This is a genomic window from Microtetraspora sp. NBRC 16547 (assembly GCF_030268965.1).
Lineage (GTDB): Bacteria > Actinomycetota > Actinomycetes > Streptosporangiales > Streptosporangiaceae > Microtetraspora.
Genome location: NZ_BSSE01000013.1, coordinates 93,629 through 114,637, shown reverse-complemented (window position 1 = coordinate 114,637; position 21,009 = coordinate 93,629). Strand labels below are relative to the sequence as shown.

General features: G+C 71.6%; 17 protein-coding genes. 11 read left to right on the top strand and 6 right to left on the bottom strand.

The window, feature by feature from the left end; genetic code table 11:
- Positions 1-110: 110 nt before the first annotated feature.
- Entirely contained in the window at positions 111-1,415 is a 1,305-nt protein-coding gene (locus tag QSK17_RS19095; RefSeq protein WP_285706234.1) for an EAL domain-containing protein, read from the bottom strand.
- Positions 1,416-1,676: 261 nt separating this feature from the next.
- On the opposite strand from QSK17_RS19095, the gene QSK17_RS19090 reads away from it, so the two are divergent.
- The 7 genes from QSK17_RS19090 (at position 1,677) to QSK17_RS19060 (ending at position 10,066) form a co-directional block, all read left to right on the top strand.
- Positions 1,677-2,150, top strand: coding sequence for an ANTAR domain-containing response regulator (locus QSK17_RS19090; protein ID WP_285706233.1), 474 nt, complete (start codon positions 1,677-1,679; stop codon positions 2,148-2,150).
- 225 nt (positions 2,151-2,375) lie between these two features.
- A complete protein-coding gene (locus QSK17_RS19085) occupies positions 2,376-4,313 on the top strand; it encodes a sensor histidine kinase (protein ID WP_285706232.1) in 1,938 nt (645 codons plus the stop codon).
- 27 nt (positions 4,314-4,340) lie between these two features.
- Positions 4,341-5,033 (top strand): acVLRF1 family peptidyl-tRNA hydrolase, encoded by a 693-nt coding sequence (locus tag QSK17_RS19080; protein ID WP_285706231.1) that lies wholly within the window; start codon positions 4,341-4,343, stop codon positions 5,031-5,033.
- 217 nt (positions 5,034-5,250) lie between these two features.
- Positions 5,251-6,849: an ABC-F family ATP-binding cassette domain-containing protein gene (locus QSK17_RS19075; RefSeq protein ID WP_285706230.1), complete on the top strand. Its 1,599-nt coding sequence runs from the start codon at positions 5,251-5,253 to the stop codon at positions 6,847-6,849.
- A gap of 114 nt (positions 6,850-6,963) precedes the next feature.
- Complete coding sequence (locus QSK17_RS19070; protein ID WP_061255603.1) at positions 6,964-7,179, top strand: helix-turn-helix domain-containing protein; 216 nt, start codon at positions 6,964-6,966, stop codon at positions 7,177-7,179.
- A 136-nt stretch (positions 7,180-7,315) separates the two neighbouring features.
- Positions 7,316-8,134, top strand: a complete 819-nt coding sequence (locus QSK17_RS19065; protein WP_285706229.1) for an enoyl-CoA hydratase/isomerase family protein — start codon at positions 7,316-7,318, stop codon at positions 8,132-8,134.
- 51 nt (positions 8,135-8,185) lie between these two features.
- Positions 8,186-10,066, top strand: coding sequence for an ABC transporter ATP-binding protein (locus QSK17_RS19060; RefSeq protein WP_285706328.1), 1,881 nt, complete (start codon positions 8,186-8,188; stop codon positions 10,064-10,066).
- Here QSK17_RS19060 and QSK17_RS19055 read toward each other — a convergent pair.
- Positions 10,044-10,922: a sulfotransferase family protein gene (locus tag QSK17_RS19055; RefSeq protein ID WP_285706228.1), complete on the bottom strand. Its 879-nt coding sequence runs from the start codon at positions 10,920-10,922 to the stop codon at positions 10,044-10,046. The two genes, QSK17_RS19060 and QSK17_RS19055, sit on opposite strands and share 23 nt — an antisense overlap.
- Positions 10,923-10,983: 61 nt before the next feature.
- Here QSK17_RS19055 and QSK17_RS19050 point away from each other — a divergent pair, with 61 nt between their 5' ends.
- Together QSK17_RS19050 and QSK17_RS19045 are read left to right on the top strand one after the other, a co-directional pair.
- Positions 10,984-11,919 carry a S66 peptidase family protein gene (locus QSK17_RS19050; RefSeq protein WP_285706226.1) on the top strand — a complete coding sequence of 312 codons (936 nt, stop codon included), beginning with the start codon at positions 10,984-10,986 and terminating at the stop codon, positions 11,917-11,919.
- A 52-nt stretch (positions 11,920-11,971) separates the two neighbouring features.
- Complete coding sequence (locus tag QSK17_RS19045; protein ID WP_285706224.1) at positions 11,972-12,919, top strand: hypothetical protein; 948 nt, start codon at positions 11,972-11,974, stop codon at positions 12,917-12,919.
- Positions 12,920-12,922: 3 nt separating this feature from the next.
- Here QSK17_RS19045 and QSK17_RS19040 read toward each other — a convergent pair whose 3' ends face one another.
- Positions 12,923-14,710, bottom strand: coding sequence for a glycoside hydrolase family 15 protein (locus tag QSK17_RS19040; protein ID WP_285706223.1), 1,788 nt, complete (start codon positions 14,708-14,710; stop codon positions 12,923-12,925).
- 10 nt (positions 14,711-14,720) lie between these two features.
- Positions 14,721-15,338, bottom strand: a complete 618-nt coding sequence (gene yczE, locus QSK17_RS19035) for a membrane protein YczE (protein WP_285706221.1) — start codon at positions 15,336-15,338, stop codon at positions 14,721-14,723.
- A gap of 63 nt (positions 15,339-15,401) precedes the next feature.
- Here yczE and yczR point away from each other — a divergent pair, with 63 nt between their 5' ends.
- On the top strand, positions 15,402-16,829 hold the full coding sequence (yczR, locus tag QSK17_RS19030; RefSeq protein ID WP_285706220.1) for a MocR-like transcription factor YczR: 1,428 nt from the start codon (positions 15,402-15,404) through the stop codon (positions 16,827-16,829).
- Here the strand turns inward: yczR and QSK17_RS19025 are convergent.
- A complete protein-coding gene (locus QSK17_RS19025; protein ID WP_285706219.1) occupies positions 16,813-17,427 on the bottom strand; it encodes a trimeric intracellular cation channel family protein in 615 nt (204 codons plus the stop codon). The genes yczR and QSK17_RS19025 overlap by 17 nt on opposite strands.
- 6 nt (positions 17,428-17,433) lie before the next feature.
- On the bottom strand, positions 17,434-18,903 hold the full coding sequence (locus QSK17_RS19020) for a peptide MFS transporter (protein WP_285706218.1): 1,470 nt from the start codon (positions 18,901-18,903) through the stop codon (positions 17,434-17,436).
- A 252-nt stretch (positions 18,904-19,155) separates the two neighbouring features.
- Between QSK17_RS19020 and QSK17_RS19015 the strand changes: the two genes are divergently transcribed.
- Positions 19,156-20,988, top strand: coding sequence for an AMP-dependent synthetase/ligase (locus QSK17_RS19015; protein ID WP_285706217.1), 1,833 nt, complete (start codon positions 19,156-19,158; stop codon positions 20,986-20,988).
- The last annotated feature ends 21 nt before the right edge of the window (positions 20,989-21,009 follow it).

Genomic DNA, 21,009 nt, shown 5'->3' with positions numbered 1-21,009 from the left:
GCGCAACGGTCTGGTCGAGCGAAAGGTGCACCCCACCGTGGGCCCATCCGGCCGGCAGCCGACGGCAGTGGTGTGAGACCGGGATATCCCGATCCGCGGCGGCGACGTGGTCAGCGGGAGGTCGGAAGGTTCGCGACGTTGCGGATCAGGTCGCCGACGCGGACGATGCCCATGCAGCGGCCCACCTCGTCGACCACCACCAGGTCGTCGTAGACGCGGGACGCGTCCCGGCCCGCGAGCTGCATGGCGGCGATCGCGGGCGTGGTCCTGGGGACGGTCCTGGTCGCGTCCGCCAGGCGCCTGGCCGGCTTCTTGGCGTGCAGCGCATGGCCGTACGCACCGGCCATGAAGAGCAGGAAGCGGCTCCGGTCGGCGCTGCCGACCGGGCGCTGGTACTCGTCCACCAGGATGACGCTGGTGATCGACGGCTCGGAGCCGAACGCCGCGATCACGTCCTCGGCGGTCGCGTCGGAGGACAGCGTCACCGCGGGCAGCAGCAGCTCCTGGACGCGCGGCCCGAGCAGCGCGGTCACCGGCGTGGTGTCCGGGACGGGCAGCGGGACGTGCACCTGGACCCGGCCGCCGGACGGCTTCCAGTCGATCGGCGCGAGCAGCGGGCCCTGGGCCAGCCGGATGCCCCAGCCGCGCGCGGCGGCGAGCTGCGCCTCGTCCCGCAGGCCCGGGGCGAGCACGTGCGTGCCGAGGGCGCGCGCCACCCCCACGAGCGACTCGGCGAGCGCGCTCCTGCGCGGGTCGCGCGGCACCCGGTCCACGAGGTCGCGGGCCAGCACGATCACGTACGGCGACGCGTCGGCGAGCAGGTCGAGCGGCAGGTGCGCGCTGCCGATCCCGCCGAAGGCCACGAGATATCCGGTGGCGCGCAGGCCATCGATCCCGACGAGGAGGGCGCGCCGGTCCGCGGGCGGGACGTCCCCCTCGATCACGAGGATCAGCTCGCGCGGCCTCCGGCCGGACGCGCGCACCGCCTCGTGCAGCGGGGCGAGGCCGCCGGACCCGCCGATCACCGCGCGGGCCGGGATCGGCAGCATGAGCGGAAGGAGCGCGGCCGCCCGGGACGCGGCGTACAGGCCCCGCACCGTCCCGGAGACGTCGGACGGCGCGGGCCCGGCGGCGTCGCCCGCCGCCACCTCGACGGCGACGACGCCGCCGGTGTCGAGGTCCACGATCGGGAGGAAGACCGGGGCGGGCGCGTGGCCGGGACGCACCGGCGAGGGGGCGTCGGAAGCGTTGTGAACCGGCGGCGCCGCATCGGCGGGAGGGTGGGCGGAGGAGATGTATCTGGGCACCGGTGAGGCGTGGCCGGTGACCTGCGGGTCAGCGGCGGAGGGGCCGGACGCGGCGGTGTCCGGGGCGGTCTGGGCGAGCGGCGCCGCGAAGGGAAGGGGGACCGACACGGTTGAATTGTGCTGCCCCTTTACCCGTGACAGGAGTGACGGGAAGCGAAGTTCACCGACATTTTCACCACTGTTCTGCGGGGATATATCACCGCAGGTCCGACGCCTGTGTCCGGGCGTGTCGCGGATCACAGCGCCTTGTGACGCCCGGTCTCTCGCCTCCACCCGGATGATCGGCACCTCACGGCGCGTGGATCCGGCCTCAAGAGGTTTCCGGTTAACTGCAATGTCCTGGCGGAGTCTGTCTGCGACTCTGGAGTCATGGCCGTCCGGTGCGTCATCGTCGATGACAGCGATCACTTCAAGGTGACCGCTCGCGGACTGCTGCAACGGGAGGGCATCGACGTCGTCGGAGTGGCCTCCACCGCCGCCGACGCGGTCCGGAGAGTCGACGAGTTCCGTCCCGACCTCGCGCTGGTGGACGTCGAGCTGGGCGCGGAGAGCGGCTTCGACGTGGCCGTGCGGCTGAACGGGGTCGCGGACGCCCCGAGCGTCATCCTCGTCTCGACGTACTCCGAGAAGGACCTCCTCGAGCTGATCGTGAACAGCCCGGCCATCGCGTTCCTGTCGAAGTCGGATCTGTCTGGGCAGGCGATCCGTGACATCCTCCGGAAGGCCGGCGACAAAGACCGGCGAGAAGGCGGGCAAAGCGGAACCACCGCGCCGACGCGGGTCGAAGAAGTCCAGGACGGCGCGGACGCGCACGACCAGCCCGGCGCTCAGGCCGGAGCATGATCGGGTAGTCGGCTGAAGCGCTCGCGGGTCCGCAGGGCATCGCCTTGATCGAAACAGTCGAACGGCATCTCCGCCCATGATTCGGCGCAGAATTGACCGCCGTGATGGCGGTAATCGGTAGGCTATGCGCTATTTCGATAAATATCCTGCCAATTCTAGAGAGGGATGCGTTCAAAAAAGATCCTTCGCCCATCTCTTTCGTGACACGCGAGTACATTGACGGTTATGTGCGCGCGACTTTCGTCGCTCTTGCAGCACCCGATACGCCCGCCGCTCGCCTTGGGGATTCTCTTCGCCGTCGTCTTCGTCGCGGCGGAGACCGTTCTGTCGCTGGCGCTGGAGTTCTACACGGGCAGCAGGGCCCTGGCCGTGGTGTACCTGCTCGGTGTCCTGGTGGCCTCGTACCTGTGGGGGCTGTGGCTGGGGTTGGCGATGGTGCTCGTCAGCGGCCTCGCCTTCAACGTCTTCAACCTCCCGCCCTACGGAAGCTTCGGGTTCACGGAGAATTGGGTCTGGCTGCACATGCTGGTCTTCGTTTCCGTCAACACGGCTTCCTGCGTGATCGCGGCGCTGGCGCGCTCGCGGGCCATCGAGGCCGACGAACGCCGGCGGGAGGCGGCCCTCGCGGCCGACCTGGCCCATTTGTTGCTGGCCAGCGAGGATCCGGGCGCGGCATTGCCCGTCGTCTCGCGCCGCCTGGCACGCGGCCTCCGGTTGCCGGGGCTGGTGCTCGAACGCGGCACAGCCGTCCCCGGAGAGGGCCGGAGGGCCCTACCGCTGCGCGCGGACGGCGAGCGGGTCGCCACGCTCACCTATCCCACCGACCTGACAGAGGACGTACGGCGCCGCCTCTCCGACCGGATGGTCGCCTCGATCGAGGCGCTGCTCCAGGTGGCGCATGATCGGGAAGCCGTCGAGATCGCCCTGGAGGCGAGCCGGGACGAGAACCGCAGGATCGCCGAGGAGCAGGCGGCGCTGCGCCGGGTGGCGACGCTGGTCGCGCGCGGCACCTCGCCGACGGAGCTGTTCAACGCGGTCGCCTGTGAGATGGGGCTCATCCTGAAGGCCGACCGCGTCGTGGTGGGCCGGTTCGAGCCCAGCCACGCGACGGTGGTGGGCGCCTGGAGCGCCCTGGACGACCTCGACTCGAAGAAGATCATCGGCTTGCGCTGGCCGCTCGATCAGCCCGGCGTCTCCGGCCGGGTGTGGCGCTTGAGGCAGCCGGCGCGCATGACGGGCTACGACCGGGCCACCGGACCTGTCGCCGAATGGGCGCGCGGTGAAGGGATCGTCCTGTCTGTCGGCTGCCCCATCCTCGTGGAGGCGCGCCTGTGGGGAATCGTGATCGCCTTCGCCACGGATCCGAAGAAGGAGTTCGACGGCGCCGAGGAACGCATGCTCGCCTTCACCGCACTCGTCGCCACGGCGATATCGAACGCCCAGGCACGGGCCGACCTCGCCGCCTCCCGCGCCCGGGTGGTCGCCGCGGCCGACGAGTCCAGGCGTCTCATCGAGCGCAATCTTCACGACGGGGCCCAGCAGCGGCTGGTCTCCCTCGGCCTGGCGCTGCGCGCTGCGGAGGCCGACGTACCGGGGGAGGTCAGAGGGCGGCTGTCGCAGACCGCCCAGGGGCTGACGGAAGTGCTGGAAGACCTGCGGGAGCTGTCCCGTGGCATCCACCCGGCGATCCTGTCGAAGGGCGGTCTCATGCCCGCGCTGAAGATGCTCGCCCGTCGCTCGGCGGTCCCCGTCGAACTCGAGGTGGGGCTCGACCGGCGGCTGCCAGAAGTCGTGGAGGTTGCCGTCTACTTCGTGGTCTCGGAGGCGTTGAGCAACGTCGCCAAGCACGCGTGCGCCTCCGAAGCGCGCGTCTCGCTGTGGGCCGACGCCAGGGCCGTCCACCTTCTGATCCGGGACGACGGGCGCGGCGGGGCCGACCCGGAGCGGGGCTCGGGACTGGTCGGGCTGCGCGACCGCGTCGAGGCGATCGGCGGCAGGATGGACATCGCGAGTCCGGTGGGGCAGGGCACCTCGCTGTCGGTCGTGATCCCGGTCGAAGGAAGCTCCGGCCCCTCGCCGTTCTCGCTGCCCTTCGCGGGCCAGGACGCGGACAAGGACGCGGACAAGGAGGCGGACAAGGACGCGGGCGCCTCCCGTCAGTGAGCGGCGGGCAGGATAGCCTCGGGTCCCATGACGGCACGACCGGCCGCGGGCGGGGGCAGATGGGTGGCGGTCGCCCCCGAGCGCGTCGAGCGCTGGATCGACGGCTTCGCGGCCCGGCACGGGGCCGTCGAGGCGACGGCCGCCCCCGATCTCGTACGGCTGACCGCCGCCGACGGCGCGGTGGCCGAATGCCACGTGCCCTTCCCGCCCCTCGCCGTCCCTCCCGGTGATCGCCACGGCCCGCCCCTCGCATCCCACGCGGAGGGCGGCGACCCGGTGGCGGCGCTCGCCGCGCACGCGCGACGCGACCGGCTGGTGGGCGTGCTGCTGGTACGGCTCGGCGGCTACGCGGCGGGCGTGTTCGACGGAGAGCGCCTGGTGGCCTCCAAGGTCGGCTCCCGGCAGGTCCACGGCCGCAGCGCGGCGGGAGGCTGGTCCCAGCAGCGCTTCGCCCGGCGCAGGGAGAAGCAGTCGAGCGAGGCGCTGGAGGCGGCCGCCGACGTCGCCGCGCGGGTGCTGCTGCCGTACGCCGCGGAGCTGGAGGCGGTCCTGCTCGGCGGCGACCGGCGCGCGATCGACGGCGTGCGCGAGGACCGGCGGCTGGCGCCGCTCCTCGCCCTGGAACGCGCGCCGTTCCTCACGGTCCCCGACCCCCGGCTGGCCGTGCTGCGTGAGACGCCGGGGCTGTTCCGCGCGGTCCGCGTGCGCGTTCTCGACTGAACCGGTACAGGCCGGCATCCTCGCGAGACGCGCGGCAATTCGGGCGTCGTGACCTTGCGACCGGAGGCGACCGGTGGACAGGCCGTACACTGGGCGGTATGCGCGCTCCCGATTGATCGTCTCCCCGAGTTCGCGCGGATCCGCTTTCGCACTCGCCGGCCATCCGTGCGACCACGCGCCGGTCCTGACCCCATCACACTGGGATGTTCCCCTAATCATGATCATTGCTACTGACGTCGAGCTGCGCGCCGGATCCCGGCTGCTCATCGAGGGCGCCTCGTTCCGCGTGAACCCCGGCGACAAGGTCGGCCTCGTCGGCCGCAACGGCGCGGGAAAGACCACGCTGACGAGGGTGCTCGCGGGCGAGGGCATCCCCGCCACCGGCTCCGTGACCGCCACCGGCAGCGTCGGCTACCTGCCGCAGGACCCGCGGTCAGGCGACCTGAGCATCCTCGCCCGCGACCGGATCCTGTCCGCCCGCGGCCTCGACGAGGTGCTGCGCGAGCTGCGCGCCGCCGAGCTGGGCATGTCCGCCGACGACTCGCGCACCCGCGACCGGGCGGTCCGCGCGTACGGCCGGCTGGAGGACCGCCTGCACGTCCTCGGGGGCTACGCCGCGGAGTCGGAGGCGGCGTCGATCGCCTCCAGCCTCGGGCTGCCCGACCGGGTGCTCACCCAGCCCCTGGAAACGCTCTCCGGAGGCCAGCGCCGCCGCGTCGAGCTGGCCCGGATCCTCTTCAGCGGAGCAGAGACTCTCCTGCTTGACGAGCCGACAAACCACCTCGATGCGGACTCGATCGGGTGGCTTCGTGATTTTTTACGATCCCACCAGGGCGGCTTGGTGATCATCAGCCATGACGTCAGCCTTCTTGAAGCGACGGTAAACCGCGTTCTGTACCTCGACGCCAACCGCTGCGTGATCGACACCTACAACGTCGGCTGGAAGGCGTACCTCACCCAGCGGGAGACCGACGAGAAGCGCCGTAAGCGCGAGCGGGCCAACGCCGAGAAGCAGGCCTCGGCGCTGCTCTCCCAGGCCGATCGGATGCGGGCCAAGGCCACCAAGGCCAAGGCCGCGCAGGACATGGAGCGCCGCGCCCGGCGCATGCTGGCCGGCGTGGAGGGCGAGCGGCGCAGCGACCGGGTCGCGAAGCTCCGCTTCCCCGAGCCCGCGCCCTGCGGCAAGACCCCGCTGACCGCCGCCGGGCTGTCGAAGGCGTACGGCTCGCTGGAGGTCTTCACCGACGTGGACGCCGCCGTGGACCGGGGTTCCCGCGTGGTCATCCTGGGCCTCAACGGAGCGGGCAAGACCACGCTGCTGCGCCTGCTCGGCGGCCTGGAGGAGCCCGACACCGGCGAGGTCCGGCCCGGCCACGGCCTCAAGCTGGGCTACTACGCCCAGGAGCACGAGACCCTCGACCCGGACCGCACGGTCCTGGAGAACATGCGCTCCGCGGGCCCCGACCTCGCCGACGTCGACCTGCGCAAGGTGCTCGGCTCGTTCCTGTTCAGCGGGGACGACGTGGACAAGCCCGCGGGCGTGCTCTCCGGCGGGGAGAAGACGCGGCTCGCCCTGGCGACGCTGGTGCTGTCGAGCGCCAACGTGCTGCTGCTCGACGAGCCCACCAACAACCTCGATCCGGCCTCGCGGGAGCAGGTCCTGTCGGCGCTGCGCTCGTACGCCGGCGCGATCGTGCTCGTCACTCACGACGAGGGCGCCGTCGACGCACTTCAGCCCGACCGGGTGATCCTCTTGCCGGATGGGGTCGAGGACGCGTGGAGCGACGAATTTTCCGATCTTGTGGCCCTCGCCTGATCTTAATTTGAGCGGGTAGGGATCTTTTCCCGCTGAGTAGGTAGCCGATCCCGCCGAAATGACTGATCATGGCGTGAGTAACGCTGCGGAAGTCTGGCACTACAGGAGGTACTCGTGGCCGAGACTCTGAAGAAGGGCACCCGGGTGACCGGGGCCGACCGTGAAAAGCTGGCCAGCGATCTCAAGAAGCGGTACGCCGCGGGTGAGAGCATCCGCGCGCTGGCCGCTTCGACCGGCCGGTCCTACGGGTTCATCCACCGCATCCTGAGCGAGTCCGGTGTGGCTCTGCGCGGGCGCGGTGGGGCGACCCGCGGGAAGTCCAAGCGCTAGGGATCCGCCTCGCGGGCGCGCGGCCGCAGTCGCCTGTTCCCGCATTCCGGGCGGTCTCGCCAGGAGCCATCAGAACGATATTCGGTAGGCTCTGGCGGGACCGCGGAGACGACTCGACCGGATGCAGGAGCTGAGGATGGCGGACGCGACACTTGGGGGGAGCACGGAGGCGATCTCGGCGGGTGAGCTCGCGGAGATCGGACTGCGCTTTGAGGTGGACGGCGAGATCGCGACCATCACCCTGGACCGGCCGGAACGGCGCAACGCCCAGACGTTCGCCACGTGGTCGGCACTGACCCGGATCGGGGAGAACCTCCCGGCTCAGGTACGGGTGGTCGTGGTCCGTGGTGAGGGGCCGTCCTTCTCAGCGGGCATCGACCTGCGCATGTTCACTCCCGAAGGGGTGCCCGGGCAGGGATCGTTCGGCACGGTCGCCGCGCTCGACGACACGGCCTTCGAACAGGCGGTCGCCGAGGCCCAGCGCGGGTTCCTGTGGCTCCGCCGGCCCGACATCGTCTCCATCGCGGCCGTCCAGGGCCACGCGATCGGCGCCGGGTTCCAGCTGGCGCTCTCCTGCGATCTGCGGATCGTCGCGGAGGACGTCAAGTTCTGCATGAAGGAGCCGGCCCTCGGGCTGGTTCCCGATCTCACCGGCACCAAGCCGCTCGTCGACATCGTCGGCGTGTCCCGGGCCATCGAGATCTGCCTGACCGCCCGCACCATCGGCGCTCAGGAGGCGTCCCGGCTCGGCCTGGCCGAGCTGGTGGTTCCGGGCGGGGAGCTGCCGCAGGCCGTACGCGACCTCGCGGCCGCGCTTCTCGGCACGAACCGAGACGCCGCGACGGCGACCAAGCGGCTGCTTCAGGGGGCTCCCGGCCGGACCCTCGAGGAGCAGGCCGCCGCCGAGCGCGCCGAACAGGTGGCCCGCATCCGCGCCTTGTTCGCCTCCAGCTGACGCCGGAATCGGGGGGTATCCTCCCGGTGCTTCACAAGCGGGAGGGTGAGCGTGGCGATGATGGGCGGGGGTTACGGCCCCCAGGTGATGCGGTCTCTGCGACGTGACAGCTCGGTGACCAAGGAGCGGCTCGCGCCGGGCACGGTCCGGCGCATCGCGGGGTACGCCCGCCCGTTCAAGGGCCAGATCGCCGGCTTCCTCGCCATGGTGGTGGTCGGCGCCCTGATCGTGGTCGCCAACCCGCTGCTGATGAAGTCGGTCATCGACGACGGCATCGTCCCCAGGCGCGTCGACGTCGTGCTCTGGCTGGCCGTCGCCATCGCGGCGCTCGCGGTGCTGGACGCCGGACTCGGCCTGGTCCAGCGGTGGTTCTCCGCGCGCATCGGCGAGGGCTTGATCTACAACCTCCGCACGGAGGTCTTCGACCACGTCCAGCGCATGCCCGTGGCGTTCTTCATGCGGGCGCAGACCGGCGCGCTGGTGTCCCGGCTGAACAGCGACGTCATCGGCGCCCAGCGGGCGCTCACGAGCACCCTGTCGTCCGTGGTCTCCAACGTCGTCAGCCTGGTCGTGGTGCTCGGCGCCATGCTCGTGCTGTCCTGGCAGATCACCCTGGTCGCCCTGGTCCTGCTGCCGATCTTCATCTTCCCCGCGAAATGGGTCGGGCGGCGGATGTCGGCGCTCACCCGCGAGCAGATGCAGCTCGACGCGGAGATGAGCTCGATGATGACCGAGCGCTTCAACGTCGCCGGCGCCATGGTCGCCAAGCTGTACGGCAGGCCCGACGACGAGGCCGTCCACTTCGCCGCCAGGGCCGGCCGGGTGCGCGACGTGGGCGTGATCGTGGCGATGTACGGCGCGGTCTTCCGGATCGCGCTCGGCCTGGTCGCCGCGCTCGCCACCGCGCTCGTCTACGGCCTCGGCGGCAGCCTGGCGGTGAACGGCGTCTTCGAGCTCGGCACGCTGGTCGCCCTCGCCGCCCTGCTGATGCGCCTGTACGGCCCGCTCACCAGCCTGTCGAACGTGCATGTGGACGTGATGACCGCGCTGGTCAGCTTCGACCGGGTCTTCGAGGTGCTCGACCTGAAGCCCATGGTCGCGGAGGCTCCCGACGCCCGGCCGGTCCCCGGCGGACCGGTGACGATCGAGTTCGACGACGTCCACTTCCGCTACCCCGCGGCGTCCGAGGTGTCGCTGGCCTCGCTCGAATCGGTCGCCCGGCCGGACACCGGCCCCTCGCAGCCGGTGCTCAAGGGGGTGACGTTCACCGCGCGGCCGGGTGAGCTGGTCGCCTTGGTCGGCCACTCCGGTGCGGGCAAGACCACCCTCACGTCGCTGGTCTCCCGCCTGTACGACGCGAACGAGGGCGCCGTCCGCCTCAACGGGCTCGACGTCAGGGACGCCACCATGGACAGCATCAGGAACACGGTCGGCGTCGTCATGCAGGACTCCCACCTGTTCCACGACACGATCGGCAACAACCTGCGCTACGCCCGCCCCGAGGCGACCGACGAGGAGATCTGGGAGGCGCTGCGTGCGGCCCAGATCGCCGACCTCGTCGGCGCGCTGCCCGAGGGGCTGGACACGGTCGTCGGCGACCGCGGATACCGGCTCTCCGGCGGGGAGAAGCAGCGGGTCGCGCTGGCCCGGCTGCTGCTCAAGGCCCCCGACGTCGTCGTGCTCGACGAGGCCACCGCCCATCTCGACTCCGAGTCCGAGGCGGCCGTGCAGCAGGCCCTGAAGATCGCGCTGGCCGGGCGGACCTCCCTGGTGATCGCCCACCGGCTCTCCACGATCAGGGAGGCCGACACGATCCTGGTGATCCAGGACGGCCAGGTCGTGGAGCGCGGCGGCCACGACGAGCTGCTCGCGCGGAACGGCGCCTACGCCGAGCTCTACCGGACCCAGTTCACCGGTAGCCCAGACGCGTGAGCTCCTCCCGGGCCACCTTCTCCACCAGCGCGAGGTCGGTGGCCGACAGCTTCGCGCGCCAGGCGCCGGCCAGGGCGGGCGCCGCGCCGTACAGCGCGACGGAGGAGAGCGCGGCACCGAGGAACTCCGACGTTCTCTCGACGGCCTCGCCCGGGTCGGCCAGCATGTCCTCGTAGCGGAGCGTCAGCAGCTGCTCGCGGGGCAGTTCCCTGCGGAGCGTCGCGCTGAGCCGTACGGCGCAGCGCCAGCGCAGCGCGCACTTGCCCGCGGCGGGCATCTCCTGCCAGCGGTCGCGGTGCTCGGCCGAGTTCACCCCGAGGAAGGGATTGGGGAACTCCGCGTCCTCGCTGAGCATGTGGGGACGGAACCAGGCCATACAGGCGGGGTCGGCCAGCATGTCGGCGACCACGTCGCGGCCGTCCCTGATGATCTGGACGAACCTGGCGTCGGGGAACGCCTGGAGCAGGATCGGCGCGCTGTAGAGCAGGTCGGGCCCCGCGTCGCCGAACCTCGTCAGCGTGGCCGCGCGCACGCATGGACCGGTCCCGACGATGGCACCCGCGTCCCGGCAGGCGGCCGGGCAGTCGGCGCAGGCGTCCGGGCCGATCCGCCACGCCTCCGCCAGGGCGTCCCTGATCACGCTCGGCGCCCCGCCGCTGCGGGCGATCGACGGCCTGCGGGCGAACGCGTAGGTGACGCGAGTGACCGCGGCCCGGCCCATCGTCACGTGGAAGCCGGGGGAACGTTTCAAGGCGCGGGCCAGGAACTCCGCGCCGGAATGCGGGGCGGCGAGCACGAACACGGGACGGCGGACCTTGACGCCGTTGACAACCAAGATGTGTGTCGGAGGTCGCATAGGTACGGCTAGTCTGACAGCCTTTGCGAGGTGAACGAACGCATCCACACCGAGTCGTGCCGTGGTTGAGTTTCCGCGCCTGTTTCCGCGCCGATTGCGTCCGGGCGACACCGTAGCCGTCGTCGCCCCCTCCGGTCCGGTCGATCCCGCGCGGTTGGAACGCGGCAAGGAGGTCCTCAAGGGGCTCGGCCTCGATGTGATCGTCGGCTCGCGGGTGCTCGGCAGGGAGAGGTTCCTCGCCGGTCCCGACTCCGCCCGCGTCGTCGACCTGCAGGCGGCGTGGTGCGATCCGGCGGTGTCCGCGGTGATCTGCGCCCGGGGCGGATACGGCGCCACCCGGCTGCTCGAACCGCTCGACTGGGACGCGATGCGCGCGGCCGGGCCCAAGATCCTGCTCGGGTCGAGCGACATCACCGCGCTGCATCGCGCGTTCGCCAGGGAGTTGGGCGTCGCGACCCTTTTCGGCCCGATGCCCGCGTGCTCCCTGCTCGGCGCCCCCGAGGGGCCGGAGCCGGAGACGCTGTCCCGCCTGCGGGCGGCGCTGTTCGAGGGCGGGTCGGCCGGCCCGATCCGCGGGGACCGGGTCCTCGTCCCCGGCCGCGCCGAAGGCCCGGTCGGTGGCGGCAACCTCAGCCTGCTCGCCGCTCTCTGCGGTACCCCGTACGGCTTCCGCGCGGACGGGCACATCGTGCTCCTCGAAGACGTGGGCGAGCAGCCGTACCGGATCGACCGGATGCTCACCCAGCTCCTGCAGGCGGGCAGCCTCGACGGCGCGGCCGGGTTCGCGCTCGGCTCCTGGGTGGGCTGCGGGGACCCCGACGACGTGCTGGCCGTGCTGACCGACCGGCTGGCCCCGCTGGGCGTGCCGATCGTCGCCGGACTCCCCGTCGGCCACGGCTCACCACAGTTCAGTCTGTGGATGGAGGCGGATGGGGTTATCGATACGCAATCGTGTTCCATGACCGGCCTCTTCCGCGATCCTGAAGGGGCACCCTAAATCCCGCCCGGAAATTTCCTGGCAGCGGCGGAGGGATGGTGCTTTGGGACTCTTGCGGCGACTTCGTGGCCGGAAGCGGCCTGACCTTCCCGCAGCGAGATCCGTCGAGGATGTCGACCTCGACTCCCTGCTCGCCCTGGTCGCCGAGACCATGGGCTTCACGTGCTCGTTCGCCCCGGACGGCGCGTCCCTGACGATGGGATCCCCGCCGCTCGGCGACGGCCAGGACGCCCGGCCGGGCCAGGTCCGCGTGGTCAACCTCGTCGGGCTGCGGCGCGAGGCCGCCCGCCGGTCCCGCGAGGACTGGCCGATGCTGGTCTCCGAGCACCTCGCCCACGCTGTTTCGGGGGAGCCATTCGACGCGTGCAACCTCGCGCCGATCCGGCCGCTGCTGCGCACCCGCGTGCGCGCCGCCGACGACCCCGCGATCCCCGACCCCTCCAGGATCATCGGCCGCCACCTCAGCGCCGACCTGATCGAGGTGCTCACCATAGGGGCCCGGCCGGTCCGCCCGGAGGAGGCGTTCTGCTGGCCCATCCCCCCGGCCGAGGCGCTCGACGTGGCGGTGGCGAACGCCCTGGCCGACGAGCGGCCCACGGTGTCGCGGATCGACCTCGGCGGCGTGCGGGCGGGGCTGCTGTCCGCGCCCAGCGCGGCGGCGCACCTGCGCAGCCTGGAGCGGTACGTCCCGGTCCCGGACGACGGCATGCTCGTCGCGCTGCCGCACCCGGGCGTGGTCGCCCTGCACCCCGTGGACGGGATCGGCGTGGTACGCGCGATCGAGCGGCTGCGGATCTTCGCCCAGCGGGAGTACGACGAGCGGCGCGACGGGCTCAGCCCCCACGTCTACTGGTGGCACATCGAAGCCGGGCACGGATGGCGGCTGACCCGCATCCAGGCCGACGTGGTCACCCAGGACGGGCAGACCCGCCTCGTCATCGCGCCTCCGCCGGAGTTCGCCCGGCTCCTCGCGCGGATCGCGGGCCGGGCCCTGCCGTAGGGATCAGACGCTGAGCGTCTGCGCGGTGTGGATCAGCGGCACGTGGCTGAACGCCTGCGGGAAGTTGCCGGCGAGCCGGCCGTAGCGCGGGTCGTACTCCTCGGCGAGCAGGCCGACGTCGTTGCGCAGTGACAGCAGCCGTTCGAACAGCTCGATGGCCTCTTTCCTGCGGCCGACCATCGCCCTGGCCTCGGCCAGCCAGAAGCTGCACGCCAGGAACGCTCCCTCGCGGCCGGGAAGGCCGTCGACGGCGTTGTCCTCGGCGACGGGGTAGCGCATCACCAGCCCGTCCTCCACCAGCTCCCGCTCGATCGCCTCGATCGTGGAGGGCACCCGGGGGTCCTCGGGGGGCAGGAAACCGACGAGCGGGATCATCAGCAGGGAGGCGTCCAGCTCGCGGGAACCGTACGACTGGGTGAAGGTGCCGCGCTCGGCGTCGAAGCCCTTCTCGCACACCTCGGCGTGGATGCGGTCGCGCAGGGCGGTCCAGCGCTCCACCGGCCCGGTTCGCCTCAGCTCGTGGACCACCCGGACGCACCGGTCGGCGGCCACCCACGCCATGACCTTGGAGTGGACGAAGTGCCGCCGGGGACCGCGGATCTCCCACAGGCCCTCGTCCGGCAGCTTCCAGCCCGACTCCAGGAAGTCCATCATCCTGCGGACCAGGGACCAGGCGTGGTTGCTGGGCGGCAGCCCCTCCCGGCGCGCGACGTACAGACAGTTGACGACCTCGCCGTAGACGTCGAGCTGGAGCTGGTTGGCCGCGCCGTTGCCGATGCGGGCCGGGGCGGAGCCCTCGTAGCCCGGGAGCCAGCCGAGGGTCAGCTCGGGCAGCCGCCGTTCGCCGGCCACGCCGTACATGATCTGTATGTCCTCGGGGCGGCCGGCGATGGCGCGCAGCAGCCACTCGCGCCAGGCGCGGGCCTCCTCCAGGTATCCCGACCCGATGAGGGCGTCGAGGGTCATCGCGGCGTCGCGCAACCAGCAGAAGCGGTAGTCCCAGTTGCGCAGCCCGCCGAAGTCCTCGGGCAGCGAGGTCGTGGGCGCGGCGACGATCCCGCCGGTCGGTGCGTACGTCAGGGCCTTCAAGGTGATCAGCGAGCGGACCACGGCCTCCCGCCAGCGGCCCTGGTAGGTGCACTCGGAGACCCATTCCTTCCAGAACTGCTCGGTCTCCGCGAGCTGTTCGAACGGGTCGATCAGCTCGGGCGCGCCCTCGTGCGAGGGCTGCCAGGTGAACACGAACGGCAGCCGGTCCCCGGCCGAGACGGTGAAGGCGGCGGCATGCTTGTAGTCGCCGCCCTTCAACGGGACGGGAGAGCGCAGCCACACCGAGTCGGGGCCGCCGACGGCCAGCACATGGCCGTCCACGCGACGCACCCACGGCACGATCCGGCCGTAGTCGAACCGGATGCGGATCTCGGTGCTCATCTCGACGGTGCCGGACAGGCCCTCCACGATCCGGACCAGATCGGGGTTGGACTGCCGGGGAGGCATGAAGTCGGTCACCCTCACCGAGCCCGTGGGCGTCTCCCACACGGTCTCCAGGATCAGCGTCTCGTCCCGGTAGGCCCGCCGCGTGGCCAGGGCGGTGCGTCGTCCCGCTCCGCCGTCCCCTCCGCCGTCCGCCGGCGCCAGCCTCCAGGAGCCGTTGGACGCGTCCCCGAGCAGGGCGGCCAGGCAGGCGGGGGCGTCGAATCTGGGGAGGCAGAGCCAGTCGATCGAGCCGTCCCGGCCGACGAGGGCGGCAGATTGCATGTCTCCGATGAGGGCGTAGTCCTCGATCCGCATGCCGATGACGCTAATACGTGCGGGCGGGTACGGCGCGCAGAGCCTTCATGAAGAACTGCGTCGTGGGCCCGATCGTGAGGGCGAAGACGATCGTGCCGACGCCCACGGTGCCGCCGAGCAGCCAGCCCACGGCGAGGGCGGTCAGCTCCACCAGGGTCCTGGCCGCGCGGAGCGACAGGCCGAGGCGGTGCAGCCCGGTCATCAGGCCGTCCCGCGGGCCGGCGCCGAACCCCGCGCCGATGTAGAGGCCGGAAGCGGCGGCGATGCAGACGATGCCGCCGAGGAGGAAGGCCCACTTCACGGCCCAGAAGGTCGGCGCGGTGACCAGCGCCAGGGTGGCGTCGGCGCAGGTGCCGACCACCAGGACGTTGCTGATCGTGCCGAGTCCGGGACGCTGGCGCAGCGGGATCCACAGCAGCAGTACGAGGGCGCCGACGAGATTGATGCACAGACCCATCGACCAGCCGGTCCGGAAGGCCATGCCCTGGTGGAAGACCTCCCAGGGGTCGAGACCGAGCCCGGAGTGGACCAGCAGGCCGATGCCGAAGCCGTAACCGGCCAGGCCGACGTAGAGGCGCAGGAGCCGGGAGGGCAGGGAGCCGGCGCGGGGCAGTGAGATTTCGCTCATAGTGGCTTCCATGTTCCGGGCCACTCGCTTGCAAATAAAGGGCCAATCGGGACAATTGGCCTTATGGAGCGATACCTTAGTGCGCGCCAACTGGCCAGGATCGTCGAGGTCCCGGCGGACGCCCGGCCGTACTACAAGGCCCTCGCGGAGTCCGTGCGGGCGCTGATCCTGGACGGCCGGCTCGCCGTACGCGTGCGGCTGCCCGCCGAACGGCACCTCGCGGAGGAGCTGGGCGTCAGCCGCACGACGGTCACCACCGCCTACGACCGGCTGAGGGAGCAGGGCTACCTGGAGAGCCGCCAGGGGGCGGGGAGCTGGATCGCGCTGCCCGATCCCGCCGCGCTCGGCACGGAGGGCCCCTGGATCGCCCCCGACGACGCCGGGCGGATCCCGCTGCACTGCGCCGCGCCGCCCGCGACGCCGTACCTCGGCGACGCCATCGCCGCGGCCGGCCAGGCCTACCACCGGTACGCGCTGGGCATGGGATACGACCCCGTCGGAGTCGCGCCGCTGAGGGAGGCCATCGCCCGGAGGTACTGCGAGCGCGGCCTGGCCACCCGGCCGGAGCAGATCATGGTCACCGCGGGAGCCCAGCACGCCATCCACCTCGTCATGACGCTGCTCGTCGGCCCGGGGGACCCGGTGCTGGTGGAGTCGCCCACCTTCCCGCACGCGATCGACGTCGCGCGGCTGCGCGGCGCCCGTCTGGTCCCGGTCGGCATCCAGGAGGACGGCTGGCACCTGGACCTGCTCGCGGGCGCGCTGCGGCAGTCCGCCGCCCGTCTCGCGTACGTGATCCCGGACTTCCAGAACCCCACCGGGCACCTCATGGGCGACGCGGACCGGGCCGCGCTGGTGGCCGCCGCCCGCCGTCACGACACGATCGTGCTCAACGACGAGACCTGGACCGAGCTGGCGCTCGACGACGTCGGGCGACGGGCGCCGCTGGCGTCCTTCGACACCGACGGCCGGGTGATCAGCGTCGGCTCGGCGTCCAAGCTCTGGTGGGGCGGCCTGCGCGTCGGCTGGATCCGGGCCACCGCCGCGCTGGTCCGGCGGCTCGCCCTGTCCCGGGCGTCGGTGGACATCGCGGGCGCGGTCTTCGAGCAGCTCGTGGTGACCCACCTCTTCGACCGGCTGAAGGAGAGCCGCGCCGACCGGTGCCGCTCACTGCGCGCCTCGCGGGCGGCGCTCGTCGAGGCGCTGCGCGCGGAGCTGCCCTCGTGGTCCTTCACGCCGCCCCCGGGAGGCGGCTCGCTGTGGGTCAGGCTCGGCGCGCCCGTCGCGACCCCGCTCGCCGACGCGGCGGCGGCCCGGGGCGTGCGGATCGCCCCCGGCCCCTGGTTCGGCGTCGACGGGACGCTCGAAAGGTACGTCAGGATCCCGTTCACCCAGCCGCCCGAGGTCCTCGTCGACGCGGTCCACCGCATCGCCGCCGGGACCGGCTCGTACGGCTACCGCCCGGCGGAGCCGCTCACACCGACCCTCTGATGCCCCTGGCGAGGGGCGCGCGCCAGCCGTACCGCATGGCGAGCATGCGGAAGGTGAAGGCGAGCACGGCCGAGGACAGGGTGGCGACGAACCCGCGCACGCCCAGCGCGTACATGGTCGCCATCGCGGTCGAGCCGAGCATCGCCGGGAGGGCGTAGAGCTGGCGGTCGTAGAGCAGGGTCGGCATCTCGCCGGACAGGACGTCGCGGATGACGCCGCCGCCCACCGCGGTGCAGACGCCGAGGAGCACGGCGTGCGGCGGGGCCAGACCGGCGTGCAGCGCCTTGGTGGTGCCGACCGCGCAGAACAGGCCGAGGCCCGCCGCGTCGAAGACCAGCACCCCGGGCATGGCCCGCTCGACCTGGGGGTGCCAGAAGAAGGCGATGACGGTGGCCGCGATCGGCACGAGGAGGTACCCCGTGTCGCGGAAGGCGGCCGGCTGCACGCCGATGAACAGGTCGCGCATGATTCCGCCGCCGACGGCGGTGAAGAACGCCAGCACCACCATGCCCACCACGTCGAGCCGTTTGCGCACGCCTTCCAGCGCGCCTGACAGAGCGAAGACGAAGATGCCGGCGAGGTCGAGCACGGGGGTCACGGCTGCTCAGTCTCCCATAAGGCGGGTGAGTCTCCTCGTGGACACCAGCATGACCACACCCGCCGCCACGGCGATGATCGCCAAGGTCAGGAAGTACATCGGCATCGATATCACCGTGGTGAGCCGGTACGCCTGGCCGCCGAGCGAGTCGCCCAGGGCGACGGCGAGGAACCAGACCCCCATCATCTGGTTCACGAACGCGTGCGGGGCGAGCTTGTTGGTGACGGACAGGCCGACCGGGCTGAGGAACAACTCGCCGATCGTCTGCACGAGGTACACCGAGACCAGCCACATGATCGACACCTTGTCGCCGCCGGACGCGGCGAGCGCGGCGGCGGCCATCACCACGAAGCTCAGGCCGATCAGGACGAGGGCGACCGCGAACTTGAGCGGCGTGCCGATCCGGTCGCCCGCCTTGATCCAGATCTCCGCGAATACCGGCGCCAGGATGATGATCACGACGGAGTTGACGTTGGACACCCAGCCGGGCGGCACGTCGAAGCCGAGGATGTTCAGGTCGGTCCGCTCCTGGGCGAACAGCGTGAGTGCCCCACCCGCCTGGTCGTAGATCATCCAGAAGACCGCGGCCGCGACGAACAGCCACACGTACGCGGTCAGCCGGGTCTTCTCCTTCGGGGTGATCTCGTGGGAGCCGGTGAACAGGAAGGCGAAGTACGCCGCGGGGACCGCCGCGGACAGGACCGTCAGCACGATGGTGAACCGGTCGAGGGTGAGCGTCCCGCTGGCCGCCCACAGAGCCAGCGCCGCACCCGCCGCGAGGCCCGCGGGCACGGCGACGCGCGTGAACCGGACGCGCTCCTCCGGGGTCAGCCGGTGCTCGGGGTACTCGCCCGCCCCCTTCAGATGCCGCTTGCCCAGCACGTACTGCAGGAGCCCGAAGGCCATGCCCACCGCCGCCGCGCCGAACGCGAGATGCCAGCGGTCGCCTCGCTGCAGCCAGGGGACGAACTGGATCCCGGCGAACGCCCCCACGTTGACGCCCATGTAGAACACCGAGTAGCCGGAGTCGCGGCGGGCGTCGTCCTCGTACCGGTAGAGGTCGCCGACGATGGCCGAGATGTTCGGCTTCATCAGGCCGCTGCCCAGCGCGATCAGGGTGAGGCCCAGCCACACGAACCCGCCACCCGCCGGGACGGCCATGCTGATGTGCCCCGCCATGATGACGATCCCGCCGTACAGCACGGCCCGGCGCGGGCCGAGGACCCGGTCGGCGATCCACCCGCCCGCCAGGGCGAGCAGATAGACCGAGGCGATGTAGACGCTGTAGACGCCGACCGCGGTCACGCTGGGCAGTCCCATCCCGCCGCGCACCGGGGGAGCGGTGAGGAACAGCACGAGGATCGCCCGCATGCCGTAGTAGCTGAACCGCTCCCACATCTCGGTGCCGAACAGCGTGGCCAGGCCGCGCGGATGCCCGAAGAACGTCCGCTCGCGTTCCTGCAACTCCGTTTCCATGTCTCGCCCCGCCCCCCGTTACGGCAGGAGCCGACTCATCGCCGTGCGTATACGGATGACTGCCCGCGTGACGGGAGGGCAAGCGTCGCGGTCCCCGTCGTGACGTGGGGCGCGATGTGGGGCGCGATGTGGAGCGGGATGTGGGGCGCGATGTGGAGCGGGATGTGGGGCGGGATGTGGGTCTTGTCCGGGCTGATCCGATGTGGTGCGATGCAGGCCACTCGTCCAAGACTCCACGCAACTGGAGGCGCGATGCCCCGGGTCCTTGAGGAGCGCGCCGCGATCGAACACGAGATCGCGGGCCTGACGATCTGTGAGCAGTTGAGGCGGACGGCCGCCGGTCATCCCGGCGCCCCCGCCTATTCCGATCCCGCCGACGACGGTTGGAGCACCCTGACCTACGCGGAGGCCCGGCGGCGGGTCCTGGAGATCGCGGCCGGGTACGCCGCGCTGGGCGTCGGCCCCGGCGACGCGGTCGCCCTGATGATGGTCAACCGCAGCGAGCACGTCCTCGCCGACCTGGGAGCGGTCCACGCCGGCGCCGTCCCCTGCTCGGTCTACAGCACCTTCACGCCCGACCAGGTGGCGTTCATCGCGCGCGACGTCGCGGCCAGGGTGGTCGTGCTCGGCGGTCCCTCCGAGCTGGCCCGGTGGGAGCCGATCCTCGCCGAGCTGCCCCTCGTGGAGAAGGTCATCGTGCTCCACGGGGCGCCGTCCGGCGACCGCTTCCTGAGCTGGGCGGACTTCCTGGTCCTGGGCGCCGAGCGGCTCGCCGCCGACCCGGACGCGGCCGAGGCGCGCTGGCGGGCCGTCACCCCCGGCGATGTGGCGACCGTCCTCTACACCTCCGGCACCACCGGCAACCCGAAGGGCGTGCCCCTCACCCACGCCAACGTGGTCTACGAGGCCGCGGCCACCGACAAGATGACGGCGCTGCCGACCCTGGGCACCCAGATCTCCTACCTGACCTACGCTCACATCGCCGAGCGCGTGCTCAGCCTCTACCTGCCGCTCTTCAAGGTCTCCCACGTCCACTTCTGCACCGACCTGGCGAACCTGGCCGGGGCGCTCGCCCAGGTCAAGCCGGTGATGTTCTTCGGCGTGCCCCGGGTCTGGGAGAAGATGATGGCCCGCCTCCAGGCGCTGCTCGCCACCCAGCCGGAGGAGCAGCAGGAGCGCGTCCGCGCGGCCATGGCCGCCGGGCTCGCCTACATCGAGGCCTGCCAGTACGGCGGGACCGTCACGTCCGAGGTCCAGGCCGCCTACGACCGGGCGGACGCCGCCCTGCTCTCCGTCATCCGGTCGATGATCGGCTTCGACCGCGCGGACTGGCTCGCCACCGCCGCCGCCCCCATGCCGATCGAGGTGCAGCGCTTCTTCGCCGGCCTCGGCATGAAGGTCGTGGACGTGTACGGCATGACCGAGACGACCGGCGCCTTCACGGCCAACAGCCCGGCCGCGTACAAGCTGGGCACGGTCGGCCGGGCCGAGCCGGGCGTGGAGGTCCGGATCGCCGCCGACGGCGAGATCCTCACCCGCAGCCCACTCAACACGCGCGGCTACCTCAACCGCCCCGACGCCGGTGCCGAGCTCCTCGACGAGGACGGCTGGCTCCACACGGGCGATGTCGGGTCCATCGACGACGATGGATTCGTCCGGATCGTCGATCGGAAGAAGGAGCTCATCATCACCGCGGGCGGCGAGAACATCTCACCGGCGAACATCGAGAGCGCGCTCAAGGAGCATCCGCTGGTCGGGCAGGCCCTCGCCTACGGCGACCGCCGGCCGTACGCCGTGGCGATCCTGACCCTCGACGGCGAGGTCGCCCCGGGGTGGGCCCGGGCGCAGGGCATCGCCTTCACCGACTTCGCCGAGCTGGCCGAGCATGCGGACGTGCTGAAAGCGGTCGAGGCCGCGGTCGAGACGGCCAACGCCAAGCTCGCCCGGGTGCAGCAGGTGAAGCGGTGGCGGCTGCTGCCGGTCGAGTGGACGCCGGAGACCGAGGAGCTCACCCCCAGCCTCAAGCTGAAGCGGCGGGTCATCCACGCCAAATACGCCGAACTGATCGACGCGATGTACGAATGACCTCGGGCAGGCCGACGTTTT